We start from the raw sequence: 16468 nt of genomic DNA, 5'->3' as shown, positions 1-16468 counted from the left end.
GGGTAAAATAGTTATTATTCTTGATAATGCAAAAATTCATCATGCTAAGCTGATACAACCATTTTTAAAAAAGATGAAAAATAGACTTGAATTAATGTTTTTACCTTCATATAGTCCTGATCTTAATCTAATTGAGGGGTTATGGGGATGGTTAAAATCATCAGTAGTAAATAATGCATTCTTTAAAAGTTTGGTTGGTATTAGAGTTGCTGTACAAAATTTCATTGAAACAATAAATAAAGTTCCTACACGAACAATAGACAGGCTATGTATTAAGATGTAGAAACTTTATTAGAACTTATATATAGTATGTTTAATACATTTTATATACAAAAAAATAGAAACTGTTACAAATCAACCTATTTTAGTAGTTATATTTTATATTTTCAAAAGATTTTGGAATTAGTAGTCTATGATACAGTTTAGTTTTTGTTTTAATTAATTTCTTGTACAATTATTAAATCCCAAGGATTTAATATAACTTCTTCACCTTTTTTAACCTCCTTATTTTTAGTTAACTCAATTCCATCGTTGTGGATATATTTAATACTTTGTTTTTCATAAGAATAATTAAAATAATATACTATCTTCTCATTTTCTGAATTGTAACCTGATTTAATTATAATAGGAAAATTGTATTTTTGTTCTTCTCCAAATAAATTAACTTCTTTTAATACTCCTATTAAAACTTCTTTTAGAATTGCTTTATTGGTAAAGCACCCAATATAAGTTGCTATTCCTTCTCCATAATGATTTTTTGTTATAGCTGAATATTTTCCCCAGTTTGGATGATCGTAATATGCAACAGTTTCAGCAGTTGTAGCAGTTAACAATTCCATCCAATGTTCAACGGTATTTTCTTCTTCTGATATATTAAAAGTATGTCCCTTTAAAGAAACCTTATTAGGTTTTGTAAATTGATTATAAGTAACACCAAGACATTCATTTATTATGTTAGGTTGGTCATTGTGACTAACCTTCACATATTCATTTGTAAAAGCACTCTTAAAGGTAACAACTAAATTACCACCATTTTTAACATATGAATTTAATTTATTAAGTAATTCTTCAGGTGCTGAATATAGTGCTGGAATTACTATTAATTTATATTTTTCTATATCTTCAGAATCAGGACCGATAAAATCACAGCCAACATTCATTTTGTATAATTCATCATATACCCATCTTACAACATCATTATATTTAAAATCTAATGTCATACTAAACCATTCAATTGCTGTTAAAGCTTCGTTACTTATAAGAATAGCTACATCATTTTTCTTTTTTAAATTTACAAGTTTATCCCCAAAGCTCTTAAATTCATCCCCAATAATCTTTGCTTCATTATATGTAGGGTTTTCTTTAAGATCATGGCTTAAAAGACCCTTCCAATAAGTTTCAAAAGAATTATGAATTGAATGCCAATGCCAGTACATAACAGAATTGGCACCAGAAGCTATATGACTGAAGGCTTGCAATCTAAGCTGTCCATCATAAGGTACCCAATTTTCAAACCCTTGCGCTTCTGTTTCTAACACAAGATAATTGTCATTTTTAAGAGATCTGGTCATATCTCCACCAAAAGAAATTTCAGTTCCTGTTAAATAATCTTGAGTAGGATGATATATATCAACGCCTGCAATCGTTAAACATTTTGAAGCTTCGAAATGATTAACTCTAGGTTGAACTCCATAAGAATACCCTCTCCATTCAAAATCAAAGTTTTGAGTAACAAATTGGTCTTCTCTTTTATATTCATTTATAATATCAGCTTGCCAGCTTAAAAATTTATTTACAAGGACTCTTTGGAATTTTTCAAATTCTGCTCCAAGACTTCCATTTATAGTTCCAAGTACATTAGGGAAGTCTTCCCATGAATTAATTTTGTTGCTCCAATAAGCCAACCCAAATTCATCATTTAAATCATTTATATCATGGAATTTGTTTTTTAAATATTTAATAAACAAGTGTTGAACATTAGTACCAGCTGTATCATAATGTTTAGTTTCATTGTCAAGCTGATATCCTATAACACATTTTTTCTTACTAACTCTTTCCATTATTTTTCGAATAACTCTTTCTGCATAAAATAAATAAGTTGGATTTGTTATATCCATGTTTTGCCTCGCACCATAAATACCTTGCCCATTTTTTGTAACCGCGAGCACATCTGGACATTCAGCTACAAGCCAGGTTGGTATTGCATAGGTTGGTGTTCCAACAATAACACTAATTCCTGCTTTCTCCATTGCATCAATTACTCTATCTATATGTTTAAAATCAAACTCTCCATTTTGTGGTTCTACACTGCTCCACGTTGACTCTGCAATTCTTACAACATTAATATTAGCTGCCTTCATCATTTTAATATCTTCATCTAACCTGTCATACGGCATGTATTCATCATAATATGCCACTCCAAAAAGTAATTTATCCATTTTTTAGCTCTCCTCTTATTTTGAAATTTATTTTTGAACATTTCGCATCCTTAGTTGCATAGCCTTTAAAATTATAATACAATCTAAATGTAATTTTGTTAAACCTTTTCATTTATTTGAGTAAATTATATCAATTTTTTATTTGATATATTAGTATCATTATTGACTTAGTTTAGGTTGTTTTTTGCCTTAGTATATAAAAATAATAATGTAACCTGTTTTATGTTTTTATTTATTAATTTATATAAAAATTGTTATAATTATTAAAATAAAAGAATGTAGGTGTTTTTATGGAATTTAAACATGAATTAGTTAAACCTAATGAAGACATTAGTGTTATGTTTCTTAATATGACTGATAATGCTCGAATCATATCTAAACATTGGCATAATCATATAGAGCTTATTTATATTCTATATGGTTATCTTGAAGTTGATATAAATAATTCTAGATATTTAATCAAAGAAGATCAATTTATTGTAATAAGCCCAAGAGATATTCATTCAACAGCTCATAAGCATAGTAACACATCAATCCTTTTACAAATTCCCTATGAGTTTTTAGAAAATAATATAGATGATATTCACAATATTCATTTTGAATGTAATCCTTATATGAAACAATCTCAATATACTACTTATGAAAATAATATAAAACTCTTATTAAGATCTTTTGCAGAAATTTATAAAGAAAAACCTCTTGGTTACAAATTTAAAATAAATAGCTTAATTAATGATTTATTATTTATTTTGGTAAATAAATTTAGTACTTCTATGCCAAAACTAAATATACGAAAAACAGCTCGTTATTTAGATAGATTGGAATTAATAACCAAATACGTAAAAAGTCATTACAGGGAATGCATAACTTTAGATGATGTATCAGCTCAGGCTGGATTAAACCCTGAATATTTCGCAAGGTTTTTTAAAAAATATATGGGAACAACTTTCCTTAAATATTTGAACAGTGTAAGATTAGAACATTTCTATACTGATTTAACCAATACTGATTATAGCATTACTGAACTTATTTCAAGAAATGGTTTCACCAATTATAAAATATTCATGAAATTATTTAAAAATGCATATGGCTGCACTCCAAGTGAAACTAGAAAATTGGCATCAGAATCTAACATAAAGAATTCAAAAATGTAAAATATACACCTATAAAAAAAGTGCTTTAACACAACTAAGAACTTCTCACCTATAAAAAAGTGCTTTAGCACAACTAAGAACTTTTTACATATTTTAAAAAGTGTAGAATAGCACAGCTAATTCTAGCTATTTTACACTTTAAAACTATATATATGTTTTTCAGTACATTATTTTTTTATCTTCATCATTCATAACTACTTAAAATTCATCAATTGGTATTTCGCTTAATACATATTAATTAATCATAAAAGATATAAAATCAACTGAACCCTCACCTTTATAAGTGAAATATAATGCTTTTACGCCTTCTTCAACCTTCATAGGAGCTGTAAAGATACTCCAATCATTTTGAGCTGTAACTGGTATTTCTGCTATTTGTTTTCCTTCTAATTCTGTGCTGACAAAGAATATACCTTTACCATTTCCTCGAACCTTTACAGAGATTTTTTCTGTTTTATCAAAAATGAAATATTTAAATCCTGCAATAGATCCCTCATTCATATTAGCAATATACTGGTTAGGATTGTCTTCTCTATCCTTCCCATCTTGTGTAAAATATGGATGATATTCTTCTATTACATCTCCAAATTCATACCTCTTTGCACCTTCTCTACTCATAAGGTTACAAGCAATTCTAGCCTCATATTCTCCTATTCCTATAAGTGGTCCATTATTTAATCCGCAGCTAGTAAGTTCTACTTGCTTAATACTTCCGTCTTGTTCTATTGTAATAGACTCTGCACATGATTGTCTTGAGTACTGATGACGATTGGTTTGCCTATGATAGAATACATACCATTGTCCATTAATTTCAACAATACTTCCATGATTGTTTCCTGAATAATTCAATGCTTCTTTATCTGTTCTTCCATTCAAATATATATCAGCATTAGATACAATTGTTCCACCATACTTAAATCCATCCACTGGACTTTTTGATGTAGCATAACATAGTTCATGTCCATAAAATGAAGAATATACGAAGTAATATGTATCATCAATCTTTCTCATAGATGGAGCTTCAAAAAATTCATGCCCTTCAAAATCTGTTCCTTTGCCATGCGCTTTATCAGGAAAAATTACCTTTGGCCCTTCTTTTACTGTTACCATATCCTGTTCAAGTTCAATAACCATCCCACCTTTTATAAGTTTTTCCTCAGATCCTAGCTGTGCCCAAGGAAAATTAACTGGACAGAATCCAGAATATAAATATACTCTTCCGTCATCATCTACTAAGACACCTGGATCAAATTGAAATGGATCTCCTTCTTTCTCTCCAAGTAATGTACCATCCCCATAATGAATATGTCCATAAAATTCATATTTACCAGCAGGTGTGTCACAAACTGCAACTGCCATTATTCCAATAAAATCAAAAGCATAATAAAGATAATATCTTCCATCTGCCCCCTTCTGAACGTCAGGTGCAAATAATAATCGTTCAGGTACAATTGATGATAGCTTTTTATTATCACCACACATAGGATCTTGTGTTTTTTTATAAATAACTCCTTCGTACTTCCAGTTTCCTAAATCATTTATATCTGCTGACCAACATACATAATTATTTTCGCAATAAGCCGCTCCATTAAATTTGTCATGACTTCCATATATATAGACTCTGTCACCAAATACATATGGTTCACCATCTGGAATATATTCATAGCTAGGTAAATATGGGTTAAAAGCTTGTTTTTTCATTTATAATTCCTCCTAATTAATTCATATAGCCAATTTCACTAATCAATAATCTTTATATATAAGATTTTATATTATTTATATTTCATATAATGTATATCAACAATTTTATTTAAATATACTCTATGCACCTAAAGTATTGCCTTGATCATTTCTAACCTTTAATTCTTTTAGTATAGTTGGGTATTCTTTATCTAGCTTGTAAGCAAATAATATTCCTATTACAATAATTGTTATTACTAACGGAATGTATATATATGCTGCTGATAATGCAACTAGTGCTGAGCTTGTTTGTGTTGCTGCACCTCCCACATAACCACCTACTGCTAATATCCATCCAAATACTCCTGAACTTAGTCCTATACCAACTTTTTGTCCAAAACTTGTTGCACTATTTATTAATCCTTCTGTTCTTAATCCTGATTTCCATTCTCCATATTCGATAGTATCAGATACCATTGCAAACATACATGCTGCCATACCTGCATTTCCTATCCCCTTTATTACGTTTGAAATAAGAATTAATTGTAAATTAGTACCTGCAACAGCAGTAAGTATATATCCTAATCCTACTATAGAAGCTCCACCAATAAGAACATTTCTTTTTCCAAATTTTTTAACAAAGCCTGCCACTAAAAACATACATGCTATTTGCGCTATAGTTGTTGCCATTGACAATTCACTTACATAAGCTTCATTTCCTAGTATTGATCTAGCATAATAAACAGTAGCTCCTCCGCTTACACCCATAGACAAATACAATAATACTATAGATACTGTTATCATTATCCAGTATTTATTTTTAAATAATGCTTTAACTCCAATTTTTACCGGTATGTTTTCCTTTGGTTTATCTAAAGCAATATTTCCAGCCCTCTCTCTTGTCCCTAAAAAAGTTATCATAAAAAATACTATTGATATTAGTCCAAATAACATAAAAGTATATGTCCATGCTCTTGCATCATTTCCGAAGAACTTCACAATAGGTAATGTAAATGTTGTTATTGATAAAGTTCCAACTGTTGCAAGAAGCATTCTAAAGATATTTAAAACTGAACGTTCATATTGATCTTGAGTAATGAGAGAATTTAAAGTAGCATATGGTAAATTTATAGCAGTAAAAATAATTCCTAATACTAAATTATATGTTACAAATATATATACAAGTTTAGCTGTTTCGCCCCAGCCCGTAGGAACTGAAAATAATAGTGCAGCTCCTATAGCATATGGAATCATCATCCTTAATATCCATGGTCTTGCTTTTCCATAGGGTGATTTTGTTCTATCAATTAAAACTCCTACTATTAAATCAATTATTCCATCAAGTAAACGTGAAACCAACAGTATTACTCCCACTGCTGCTGCACTTACTCCAACAACATCTGTATAATAAAATAGTAAAAATGTTGACATTGCAGAATATATTATATTACTTGCCAAGTCTCCACATCCAAATGCAAATCTTTCTTTAAATCCTACTACTGGATTTGCGTTTTCATTAGTAAAATTTTTAAACAACATTATTAAATCCTCCTTCGATTTGTAACTTTCCATTTTTATATAAAAATTAACGTTTGATATCATTTACAAAAATAATTGTAACAAATCAAACGTTTTCATTTAAGTACATTTCTTGACGTAAATATGGTATATTTTTTGACTTAGTATAAATTCTTTTACATATGTTTTGCAACTTATACACCTAACTAGTATAATTAGCAATTTAGAAATATTGATTATTATTAAATCTTTTACTAAATAAAATAACCAACAAAATCAATTATTTAAATTTTGCTGGCTTCATATTGAAAGTGAAACCTATACACATATTCACTATTCTCTTCTCTTTTATAAAAGCTTATGTTTTAAATCAACGTTTATTTTTAAACAGTCTTTTTGTATATGATAAGATTTTGATAACTTATAACAAATTAGTGTTGATTCTGCCTTAAGGGAAGGATTTAAAATAAATTTAAAAGGAAACGATAATTATTTTATATAACTTTGGAAGATGATGAAAAATGCTAAAAGAATATTATATTTCTAATTGCATATTGGTGGATGTGGCTACTTCCTTTAGTATGCGTACATCAACACTGTTTTAAAACAGAGCTTTATAAAATATATTATTTCATAAAATAAAGCCAAGGATTAAACCCTGGCTTCATTTCTTTCAGAAAGATAGTTCAACTTATGGGACTTTAAAATCATTTTCGGAGTAACCCTAAAACATCATTATAAAAATCATTATCCATGAGAATCACCTCTTTCGATATTATTATGTGCAATAATAAATTGAATATACATGAAATTTTCTAAAACGATAATTTTTTATTGTTGGAATGTTTTTCGTTGTTATTAATAAGCAAACTTAATAGGTTCATTATTATGCTTTCGCACTTTTCTATATATAAATTGCTCTTGGTTGCACTTCGTGCTTTTTTTATTGGTGAATTGGTCTTAGTTGCACTTCGTGCTTTTTTTATTGGTGAATTGGTCTTAGTTGCACTTCGTGCTTTTTTTATTGGTGAATTGGTCTTAGTTGCACTTCGTGCTTTTTTTATTGGTGCGTATCTTTTACTAACTTTTGTGAATTTGAGGCGATTTCATTTAAAGCTGCAGAAACTTCTTCTACTCTTGCCACTTGATTTTCAGCTAAATTTCCTAATAAACTTATTGAATTTTGTATAATTCCAATACTATTTTTCATTTCTTCAAGATAAGAAAATATTTTTTTTGAAGAATCACTGCTCACTAAAGATAATTTTCTCATCTCCTGTGCTACTACTGAAAATCCTTTTCCTTGTTCTCCAGCTCTTGCTGCTTCTATAGAAGCATTTAGTCCAAGCATATTTATTTGACTTGATATATTTTTAATTAAATCAACTACTCCACTACTTTCTTTTATGTTATTTGATGTATGCTCGATCTTATCAATAATTATGCTTAAATGATCTGAAAGCTCTAGAGCATCCTTTTCAATTTCACTTATATTTTCATTTGTTTCTTCTATAGAAGTCTTTAATGTTGTTGAGGTATTTAATATAGAATTCTCTTTTTCAGTATTTCTCATTAAACAAAAAGTTCCCATAAAATCATTATTTGAGTCTAATATAGGAATATGAACAAGTTTAAGATCTACTCCATGCATATCTTTTGTTAATACTGTTAAGGTAGTTTTTTTACTTGCTTTAGCTTTATCTCTTGCCATGTTATCTTCTATATTATCACCTGCTTTAGCTGGTGGTTTTATTGTCTCTCCTGATGATACATGTAATACTTTGTCTTTTCCCTCGATAACAATTGCTGTATCTTCTTTAAAAAGTTCTTTAATTACAGGAACTGCATCTATTAATGATTCAAATATACTCTCCATTTTCTTTCCCTATCTTTCTATTAAAATATTAAATCAAAAGTAAACTTCTACACCTACATATATAAATTCTAATTATTTTATGCCTAAGCTTCCATCCTCATTCATCTTTAGTTTTCATATATTATTTTTTTATCTTCCTATTCTCCAATTGCAAGTATATACACAGAAGTTAATTACTCTTGACCTTGATAATCAAACCAATCAAAATCTGCAACATTTTCACTCTCGTTACCATTACTACTCGCAAATAATCCAACATATGTTCCTACAAAACCACCCGCAACTTCTGAACTTAATATTCTTCCGTCTATATTTCCTGCTAATAATTCCATTTCATCTGGAGCTGATCCATAGTAGAAATTATATTCCTGCCCTTTAGCAGTTACTTTTAAATAAACCAGGTCTGAACTAAAAGTTTTATGTACTAGTTCACTTTCTATATTCTCATAATTAAAAGTTGCAGTTCTGAAATCAAGGTTAATATTAGCTATACATTTAATTAAACGTATAACTTTCTGTCCATCCTCTATTGAAGCTTCTAATCTAAATTGATGATTATCATTTTGAATTAATGCAATTCCACCTGTTTCATATTCATTTTGAGGTTTAAATTCCATTTTTGTTGATGCTTTAAAATTTATATGCTGTTGACGTCTTCCTATAAAGCTAGGACTTTCATTGTTTCCTTCTTTCTTAAAATTTGTGAATGGGCCAAACGGAGGGGGACTAAGAGTATCAAGCATTCCTATTGTTCTAACCTTTAATCTAAGAAATCCCGGCCTTTCTTTTAAACTCCAAAATTGTTCTTTTGGTGTACGAATAGTATTCCATTTATAATCTAAAACTTCTTTATCAAAGTCATCACGAATTTCAGTTTCGTTTATAAAAGAAGTTGATAAGTTCGGCATTTGGTATGTAAATTCTATCTTTCCGGTTCCTGGGCTTACTATTGGCCATTCATCTTCCCATATCACTGGAATTAAAAAAGTTTCTCTCCCTAAATTTTTGTAGTATCCCCCATAAGGGCGAGAAGCAAGAGCTACCATATACCATTCACCATTTTGTGTTTCTACCAAATCTACATGTCCTGCACTTGAAATAGGATAACCTTTTCCAAGATGACGATGGGTTAATATTGGGTTTCCTGGATTTCCTTCATAAGTTCCTAAAATCTCTTTACTTCTTGCAATAGTAACTGAATGGTAATGCTCTGTACCACCTTCTGAAATAATCAAATAGTAATATCCATTGATTTTATATAAGTGGGGTCCTTCAACAAAGCTTGCATTTTTTAAAGCACCTTTCCAAAGAATATGGCTTTTACCTTTAAGCTTCATATAGTTTAAATCAATTTCTTGGAGCCAAATTTCGTGATCCCCCATGTACTCTGGATTTTCTGAAGTTCTAGTTCCTGTATAATAAACTTTCCCATCATCATCAAAAAATAAAGATGGATCGATTCCATCTGCATCCTTAATCCAATATGGATCTGACCAAGACCCTTTAGGATTCTTAGCCGTTACAATGAAGTTTCCTCCATTACTCATATTAGTAGTTATGATATAAAATAGTCCTTCATGATATCTTATAGTAGATGCAAAAATCCCACCTGAATATCCTGCTCCATCTAAATTCAACTGAGATTCTCTATCTAAAACATGACCTATTTGCTCCCAATTTACAAGATCTGTACTTTTAAATATTGGTATTCCTGGGAAGAAAGCGAAACTAGAGTTAATCATATAATACTCTTCTCCCACACGACATATGGATGGATCAGGATAAAATCCTGGCATAATAGGATTATTAAAAACTTCTTTATTATTAATTTTTATATTCATTTTACTACCACCTTTTTCTTAATTGTAATCGACCCACTACTTCATTTAGAATCTAAATTACAATATATCATCTTCATGCCTGATTTTCTTAATGTAAACATTTTAACATTCTAAAATATTTAACTCCATGCTATTATTTTTTATAAATCCGGCTTTTTTTAAGATGTTTAAAAATAATAACTTACCTTAACCCTATTTTTTTATCCTACTAAGCCTTTAATATCTACTAAGGATAAATCCTCAAATTTATAATCAGCTTTAGGATTATTTGCAGCATATCCCACAGCTAAAACCTTCATATTTCCAGCTAGTGCTGCTTCAACTCCTGCATCTGCATCTTCAACAACTAAACATTCTTCTGGATTTATTTCTAATTTCTCTGCTGCAAGTAAAAATACTTCTGGATCTGGCTTGCTATTTTTTATTTCATTTCCATCTGCAACTGCATCAAAGTAATTATTAAGTCCTATTTTCTTTAAAATAATTGGTGTATTTTTGCTTGAAGATCCAATAGCTATTTTTATATTATTTACCTTCAAAGTTTCTAAAACTTTTCTTACTCCTGGTAGTATATCCATTGGCGTTAATTCTTCTAATAATTCTCTATATAAAGAATTCTTCTTTTCTGCCATTTGAATTTTTTCTTCATTTGTATATTCTTTATTAACTTTTTCTAAAATTATTTCTAAACTTTCCATCCTACTTACACCACGAAGTCTTTCATTTATCTCTCTATCAAAATAAATTCCTTCTGAATCAGCCATGTTCTTCCAGGCTCTATAGTGATAATCATCTGTTGAAACTATAACTCCATCTAAATCAAAAATAACTGCTTTAATACTCATTTAATTCACCTCTAAAATTATTGTAATTATTAAAAATTACTTCCTTGTATGCTCTTTTCATAAAAGGAAGCTGTTAAGCTTCCTAATTAAAATTGATTTTTCTATATACTAAAACCTTGTTCCCCATGTATTGCAAAATGGATCTACAGGATTAATTCCTTTAAATTCTGACTTTCCAGTAATCTTTTCAATAACTGCCTCTACAATATATTCACTAGATGAATATGCATTTATAAATGTCTTTATCATTGGAACATCTAATAAATGATATGGATTAGCCATTGATATAAACATAGTTGGAATATCTTTCACAAACCATGGAGCATTTGCTGCCATTAAGTGTATCCAGTCTACTCTTACAGTTGTTTGATTACTTGCTGTTTCTATATTTGCTACATATAAAGCCAAATCATATTTAGCTTTTAATTCTTCAATTCCTCCTTCAAATATTTCTCTAAAGTCCAACTTTTTATTATCAAAAATATCTACTACAAAACCTTCATTTTCAAGCTTTTGTTTTACTTTATCACTTACTTTTTCGCCTTCTTTAAAGCCTCCATCTTCACTATCACCTAAAACATATAATCTAATTCTCTTATATTTTTCAGGCGTTATAGGTAAAAGGTTTTGTGTATCTTTTACTAAAGTTACAGATTTATCTGCACATTCTTTAGCCCATATTTCATGTTCTTCACATTTTAAAACACTTAATTCTTTTTCATCTAAAATTAAAGCATTTTCTTCTTTTTGTTTATGTAAACCTAAAGCTGCTTTAGTCGCTAAAATTCTTGTTACGGCTTCATCTACTCTTTCAAGAGTTAAAATTCCATTTTCTATTCCCTTTAACATGAAGTTAAAATCTTCTTCAACATTTTTATTAAATAAGAACATATCACATCCGCAGGCAATTGATTTTGGAACTGCAATTTCTCTTCTTTCTGCAACATTAAATCCAATCATAGGAGTTGCATCTGTAACAATAAGCCCATTAAATCCTAGCTCTTTTCTTAATAACCCATTTAATAATTCTTCTGATAAAGTAGCTGGCATTATTTCTTCATCCTTTAAATTAGGATTTAACTTTTTACTATAGCTAGGCAATAAAATATGTCCTGCCATTACTGTTTGAGCTCCAGCTTCTATTAATTCTTTATAAACCATTCCGTAAGTTTTATTCCATTCTTCAACTGATAGCGAATTTACAGAACTTAAAAGATGTTGATCTCTTTCATCGACACCATCACCTGGAAAATGTTTTATAGATACAGCTACGCCAGCTTCATTCATCCCCTTTATACATTGCCTTGCCATTGTAAGTACTCTTTCAGAATCACTTCCATAAGTTCTTACATTAGTAATAGGATTTCTAAAATTCATATCTATATCTACAATTGGAGCAAAAGCCCAATTACATCCTGCTGCTCTTCCTTCTCTTCCTGCAACTAATCCTAATTTATATGCCATATTATCATCAGCAGTTGCGGCAACCTGCATTTGTTTTCCAAAATAAGTCCCATCTACAGCTATACCATTTCCACCTGCTTCAAGATTAGCTGAAATAAGTAAAGGTATTTTAGAATTATCTTGAAGCACCTTATGAATTCTTCTTATCTCTTCACCTTTTCCTGGTCTATACATCATTCCACCAGGCTTTACTTTTGATAAAAATCCTTTTAATTCTTCCTTATTATCTGTAACCCCTACTGGGCAAAATAATTGTCCTATTTTTTCATTTAAATCCATTTCTTCAAGAGTTTCTTCTACCCATTTAATATCTTCTTCTTTTAAATAAAAAGGGTTCACTTTTAAATCAATCATATTTCTTCTCCTTCTATGCACCTAAAAAATCACATTTTATTTCGTGTAAATATTACCATTTGCAATTAGTTCATAAATCTCATATATTTATAAAAATAGTAATTGTTTTTGCAATATACTTTAAAGCTATTCTCATAATATTAAAATATAAGACTTCTCAACTTATAGTTGTCTTAAATATGCCTTTAACTTATTACATTTATTTTTATAACTTAAAATATCTTACTTCAGTTTTTTCACTGTAATATTAAGCTTTATTGTTTTATTTTGTTATACCTTTTCACCACCTTATTAGATAATTTTTAATACCATATCTTTATATTAATTTTTGCTTTTGTATCTTAATTTGTTATTTCTTACAAACTTAATGTTTAATCGGCTATTATCTGTTATTTAATTTTTCAATAAAAGTTATGAAAAACAAATTAACTATTTATATTAAACTTAACTATGTGTAAATGATATCAAGAAAGCATCTTTTTAACGGGTCATATATAAATGAAAATGGTATCACATAATTTAAATTTCTAATTGGGTGTGTTTATTACATTAAAATATAGGACCATTTCAAATTATTTTAGTCATATAATGTGACTTATTAGCTACTGATATTTATTGCATTTTTACTTGTTTTTTCATAGAAAAAATCTAATTTCAGTATTGAAGAAGCTTTAAGAATATAGTATAATTGATATGTATTAAATTTAAGACTATGGCAGTTTTAATGATTATTTTCCTATGTGAAATTAGGTATATATAAATTAAATAAAAATTTTAGCAACGGAGCTAAAGAAAATATCAATTATTTTTTTTGGCTTCGTATTTTTTTGAATATGTATTTTATTCCAAATATGTATAAAATAATCACTTTTCTACTATTTTATTAAATATATTTTTATTGACAATTTGATATTTATATTCTAAAATTTTTATAAATTTGTTAATTTATTTAATTAGTTAATATGAATTTAAATAATGTATATAATCTGAAAGGGGATATTATTAATGAACAAAATCAATGAAATTTTTGCTTCAAATGTATTTAGCGATGCTGTAATGAAAGAACGTCTTCCAAAAGCTACTTACAAGGCATTAAAAAAGACAATTGAAAAAGGAAATGCTCTTGAACCTGAGGTTGCGGACGTTGTTGCATCTGCAATGAAAGATTGGGCTGTTGAAAAAGGTGCTACTCACTTTACGCACTGGTTCCAACCAATGACTGGAATTACTGCTGAAAAGCACGATTCTTTCATAAATCCAACTTCTGATGGAAAAGTTATATTAGAATTTTCAGGTAAAGAATTAATTAAAGGTGAACCAGATGCATCTTCATTCCCTTCTGGAGGACTTCGTGCTACCTTTGAAGCTAGAGGATATACTGCATGGGATTGTACTTCACCAGCATTTATTAAAGATGATTCATTATGTATACCTACTGCATTCTGTTCTTATAACGGAGAAGCTTTAGATAAGAAAACTCCATTATTGCGTTCAATGGAAGCTCTAGATAAACAAGCTCTACGTGTTTTAAAAGCATTAGGTAATACTACTACTAAAAAAGTTATTACAACTGTAGGACCTGAGCAAGAATATTTTTTAATTGACAAGAAAATGTACGATGCACGTAAAGACCTTATTTTAACTGGAAGAACATTATTCGGAGCAAAACCTTCAAAAGGTCAAGAACTTGAAGATCATTACTTCGGAACATTAAAACAAAGAATTTCTGATTTCATGAAAGAGTTAGATGAAGAACTTTGGAAGCTTGGAATATTAGCTAAAACTAAGCATAACGAAGTTGCTCCTGCTCAACATGAATTAGCTCCTATATTCAGTACTACTAATATATCAACCGACCATAATCAACTTACAATGGAAATCATGAAGAAAGTTGCTGCAAAGCATGACTTATATTGCTTACTTCATGAAAAACCATTTGCTGGAGTAAACGGATCAGGAAAACATAACAACTGGTCAATGGGTACTGATGATGGAATGAATCTTCTTGAACCAGGTAAATCTCCACATGAAAATCAACAATTCCTTTTATTCCTTTGTGCTGTAGTAAAAGCTGTTGATGAATATCCTGACTTATTAAGAGTATCAGCTGCTAACGCTGGGAATGACCATCGTTTAGGTGCTAATGAAGCTCCTCCAGCTATAATCTCTATCTTCTTAGGAGATCAATTAACTGATGTATTAGAACAAATTGAAAAAGGCCCAGCTACAAGCTCTATATCTTCAAGTGAATTAACTATTGGAGTAAATACATTACCTGCTCTTCCAAAAGATGCAACTGATAGAAACAGAACTTCTCCATTTGCATTCACTGGAAACAAATTTGAATTTAGAATGGTTCCATCTTCAGCTTCAATCGCTGGTTGTAACTTTGTTTTAAATACAATAGTTGCTGAAACTTTATCTGAAATTGCAGATAAGCTTGAAAATGCTACTGATTTAAATGCTGAAATTCAATCAATCTTGACTAACATCGTTAAGACTCATAAGAGAATTATATTCAATGGTAATGGATATTCAGACGAATGGGTTACTGAAGCTGAAAAAAGAGGGCTTCCAAACATTAAGTCTACTGTAGAATCTGCTAAAGCTATGATTTCTGAAAAGAATCAAACAGTTTTAGAAAAACATGGAGTTTTAACAAAAGTAGAATCAGAATCTCGTTATGAAATTACTCTTGAAAACTACAACAAGATTATCAATATAGAAGCTTTAACAACACTTGAAATGGCAAAACGTCAAATTATACCTGCAGTAATTCAATTTACTACAAGTCTTGCTGAATCAATAAACACTATTAAAGCTACTGGAATAAATGCAGATATATCAGTTCAAACTGAATTATTAACTGAAGTTTCAACATTAACAGCTTCATTAAACAAAAATGTAAAACTTCTTGAAAAAGCAGTTGAAAAAGCAGATAACTTCCAAGGAGATATATTCGATTTAGGAATGATGTATAGATACGAAGTATTTGAACAAATGAATACTTTAAGAGAAGATGCTGATAAACTTGAAACTATAGTTGATAAAGACTTCTGGCCATTACCAACTTATGGAGATATGTTATTCAATATTTAGTGTATTGAATATACGCATAAAATAAATCGTAGTTGCTGATTAATTTTAGTCAGCAACTATGATTATTTTTATTATAATTTCCTCGTATTTGAAAATACTAAATCCATAGACGAATATTTAAGTCTATATGGTGAAAGTCTAACTAGTGAAAATTTAATATTTGAATAGAGATATTGATGTTAATTTCCTGGGAGTATAT

10 protein-coding genes are annotated in these 16468 nt (G+C 29.3%); 3 read left to right on the top strand and 7 right to left on the bottom strand.

What is annotated here, in order from left to right:
* A partial coding sequence (locus CLPUN_RS26315; protein WP_198944417.1) for a transposase occupies nt 1-283 on the top strand: 283 nt, incomplete at its 5' end.
* A 151-nt stretch (nt 284-434) separates the two neighbouring features.
* On the opposite strand, the gene CLPUN_RS26310 is transcribed toward CLPUN_RS26315, so the two are convergent.
* Nucleotides 435-2438 carry a beta-galactosidase gene (locus CLPUN_RS26310; protein WP_077850151.1) on the bottom strand — a complete coding sequence of 668 codons (2004 nt, stop codon included), beginning with the start codon at nt 2436-2438 and terminating at the stop codon, nt 435-437.
* Between the two features lie 290 nt (nt 2439-2728).
* On the opposite strand from CLPUN_RS26310, the gene CLPUN_RS26305 reads away from it, so the two are divergent.
* Entirely contained in the window at nt 2729-3592 is an 864-nt protein-coding gene (locus CLPUN_RS26305) for an AraC family transcriptional regulator (protein WP_077850150.1), read from the top strand.
* Between the two features lie 234 nt (nt 3593-3826).
* On the opposite strand, the gene CLPUN_RS26300 is transcribed toward CLPUN_RS26305, so the two are convergent.
* The 6 genes from CLPUN_RS26300 to CLPUN_RS26275 all read right to left on the bottom strand — a co-directional run bounded on the left by CLPUN_RS26300 (nt 3827) and on the right by CLPUN_RS26275 (nt 13170).
* Nucleotides 3827-5293, bottom strand: a complete 1467-nt coding sequence (locus tag CLPUN_RS26300) for a family 43 glycosylhydrolase (protein ID WP_077850149.1) — start codon at nt 5291-5293, stop codon at nt 3827-3829.
* Between the two features lie 120 nt (nt 5294-5413).
* Complete coding sequence (locus CLPUN_RS26295; RefSeq protein WP_077850148.1) at nt 5414-6811, bottom strand: MFS transporter; 1398 nt, start codon at nt 6809-6811, stop codon at nt 5414-5416.
* Between the two features lie 1039 nt (nt 6812-7850).
* Nucleotides 7851-8666, bottom strand: coding sequence for a methyl-accepting chemotaxis protein (locus CLPUN_RS29295; RefSeq protein ID WP_077850147.1), 816 nt, complete (start codon nt 8664-8666; stop codon nt 7851-7853).
* Between the two features lie 173 nt (nt 8667-8839).
* Entirely contained in the window at nt 8840-10507 is a 1668-nt protein-coding gene (locus CLPUN_RS26285) for a glycoside hydrolase family 43 protein (protein ID WP_077850146.1), read from the bottom strand.
* A 200-nt stretch (nt 10508-10707) separates the two neighbouring features.
* On the bottom strand, nt 10708-11352 hold the full coding sequence (gene pgmB, locus CLPUN_RS26280; protein WP_077850145.1) for a beta-phosphoglucomutase: 645 nt from the start codon (nt 11350-11352) through the stop codon (nt 10708-10710).
* Nucleotides 11353-11460: 108 nt separating this feature from the next.
* Nucleotides 11461-13170 carry a glycoside hydrolase family 3 protein gene (locus CLPUN_RS26275; protein ID WP_077850144.1) on the bottom strand — a complete coding sequence of 570 codons (1710 nt, stop codon included), beginning with the start codon at nt 13168-13170 and terminating at the stop codon, nt 11461-11463.
* Nucleotides 13171-14175: 1005 nt separating this feature from the next.
* Between CLPUN_RS26275 and CLPUN_RS26270 the strand changes: the two genes are divergently transcribed.
* Nucleotides 14176-16269, top strand: coding sequence for a glutamine synthetase III family protein (locus CLPUN_RS26270; RefSeq protein ID WP_077850143.1), 2094 nt, complete (start codon nt 14176-14178; stop codon nt 16267-16269).
* Nucleotides 16270-16468: the final 199 nt, after the last annotated feature.

The organism is Clostridium puniceum (assembly GCF_002006345.1).
GTDB lineage: Bacteria > Bacillota > Clostridia > Clostridiales > Clostridiaceae > Clostridium > Clostridium puniceum.
The sequence above is the reverse complement of the archived record's forward strand: the minus strand, read 5'-3'. Positions and strand labels throughout refer to the sequence as shown.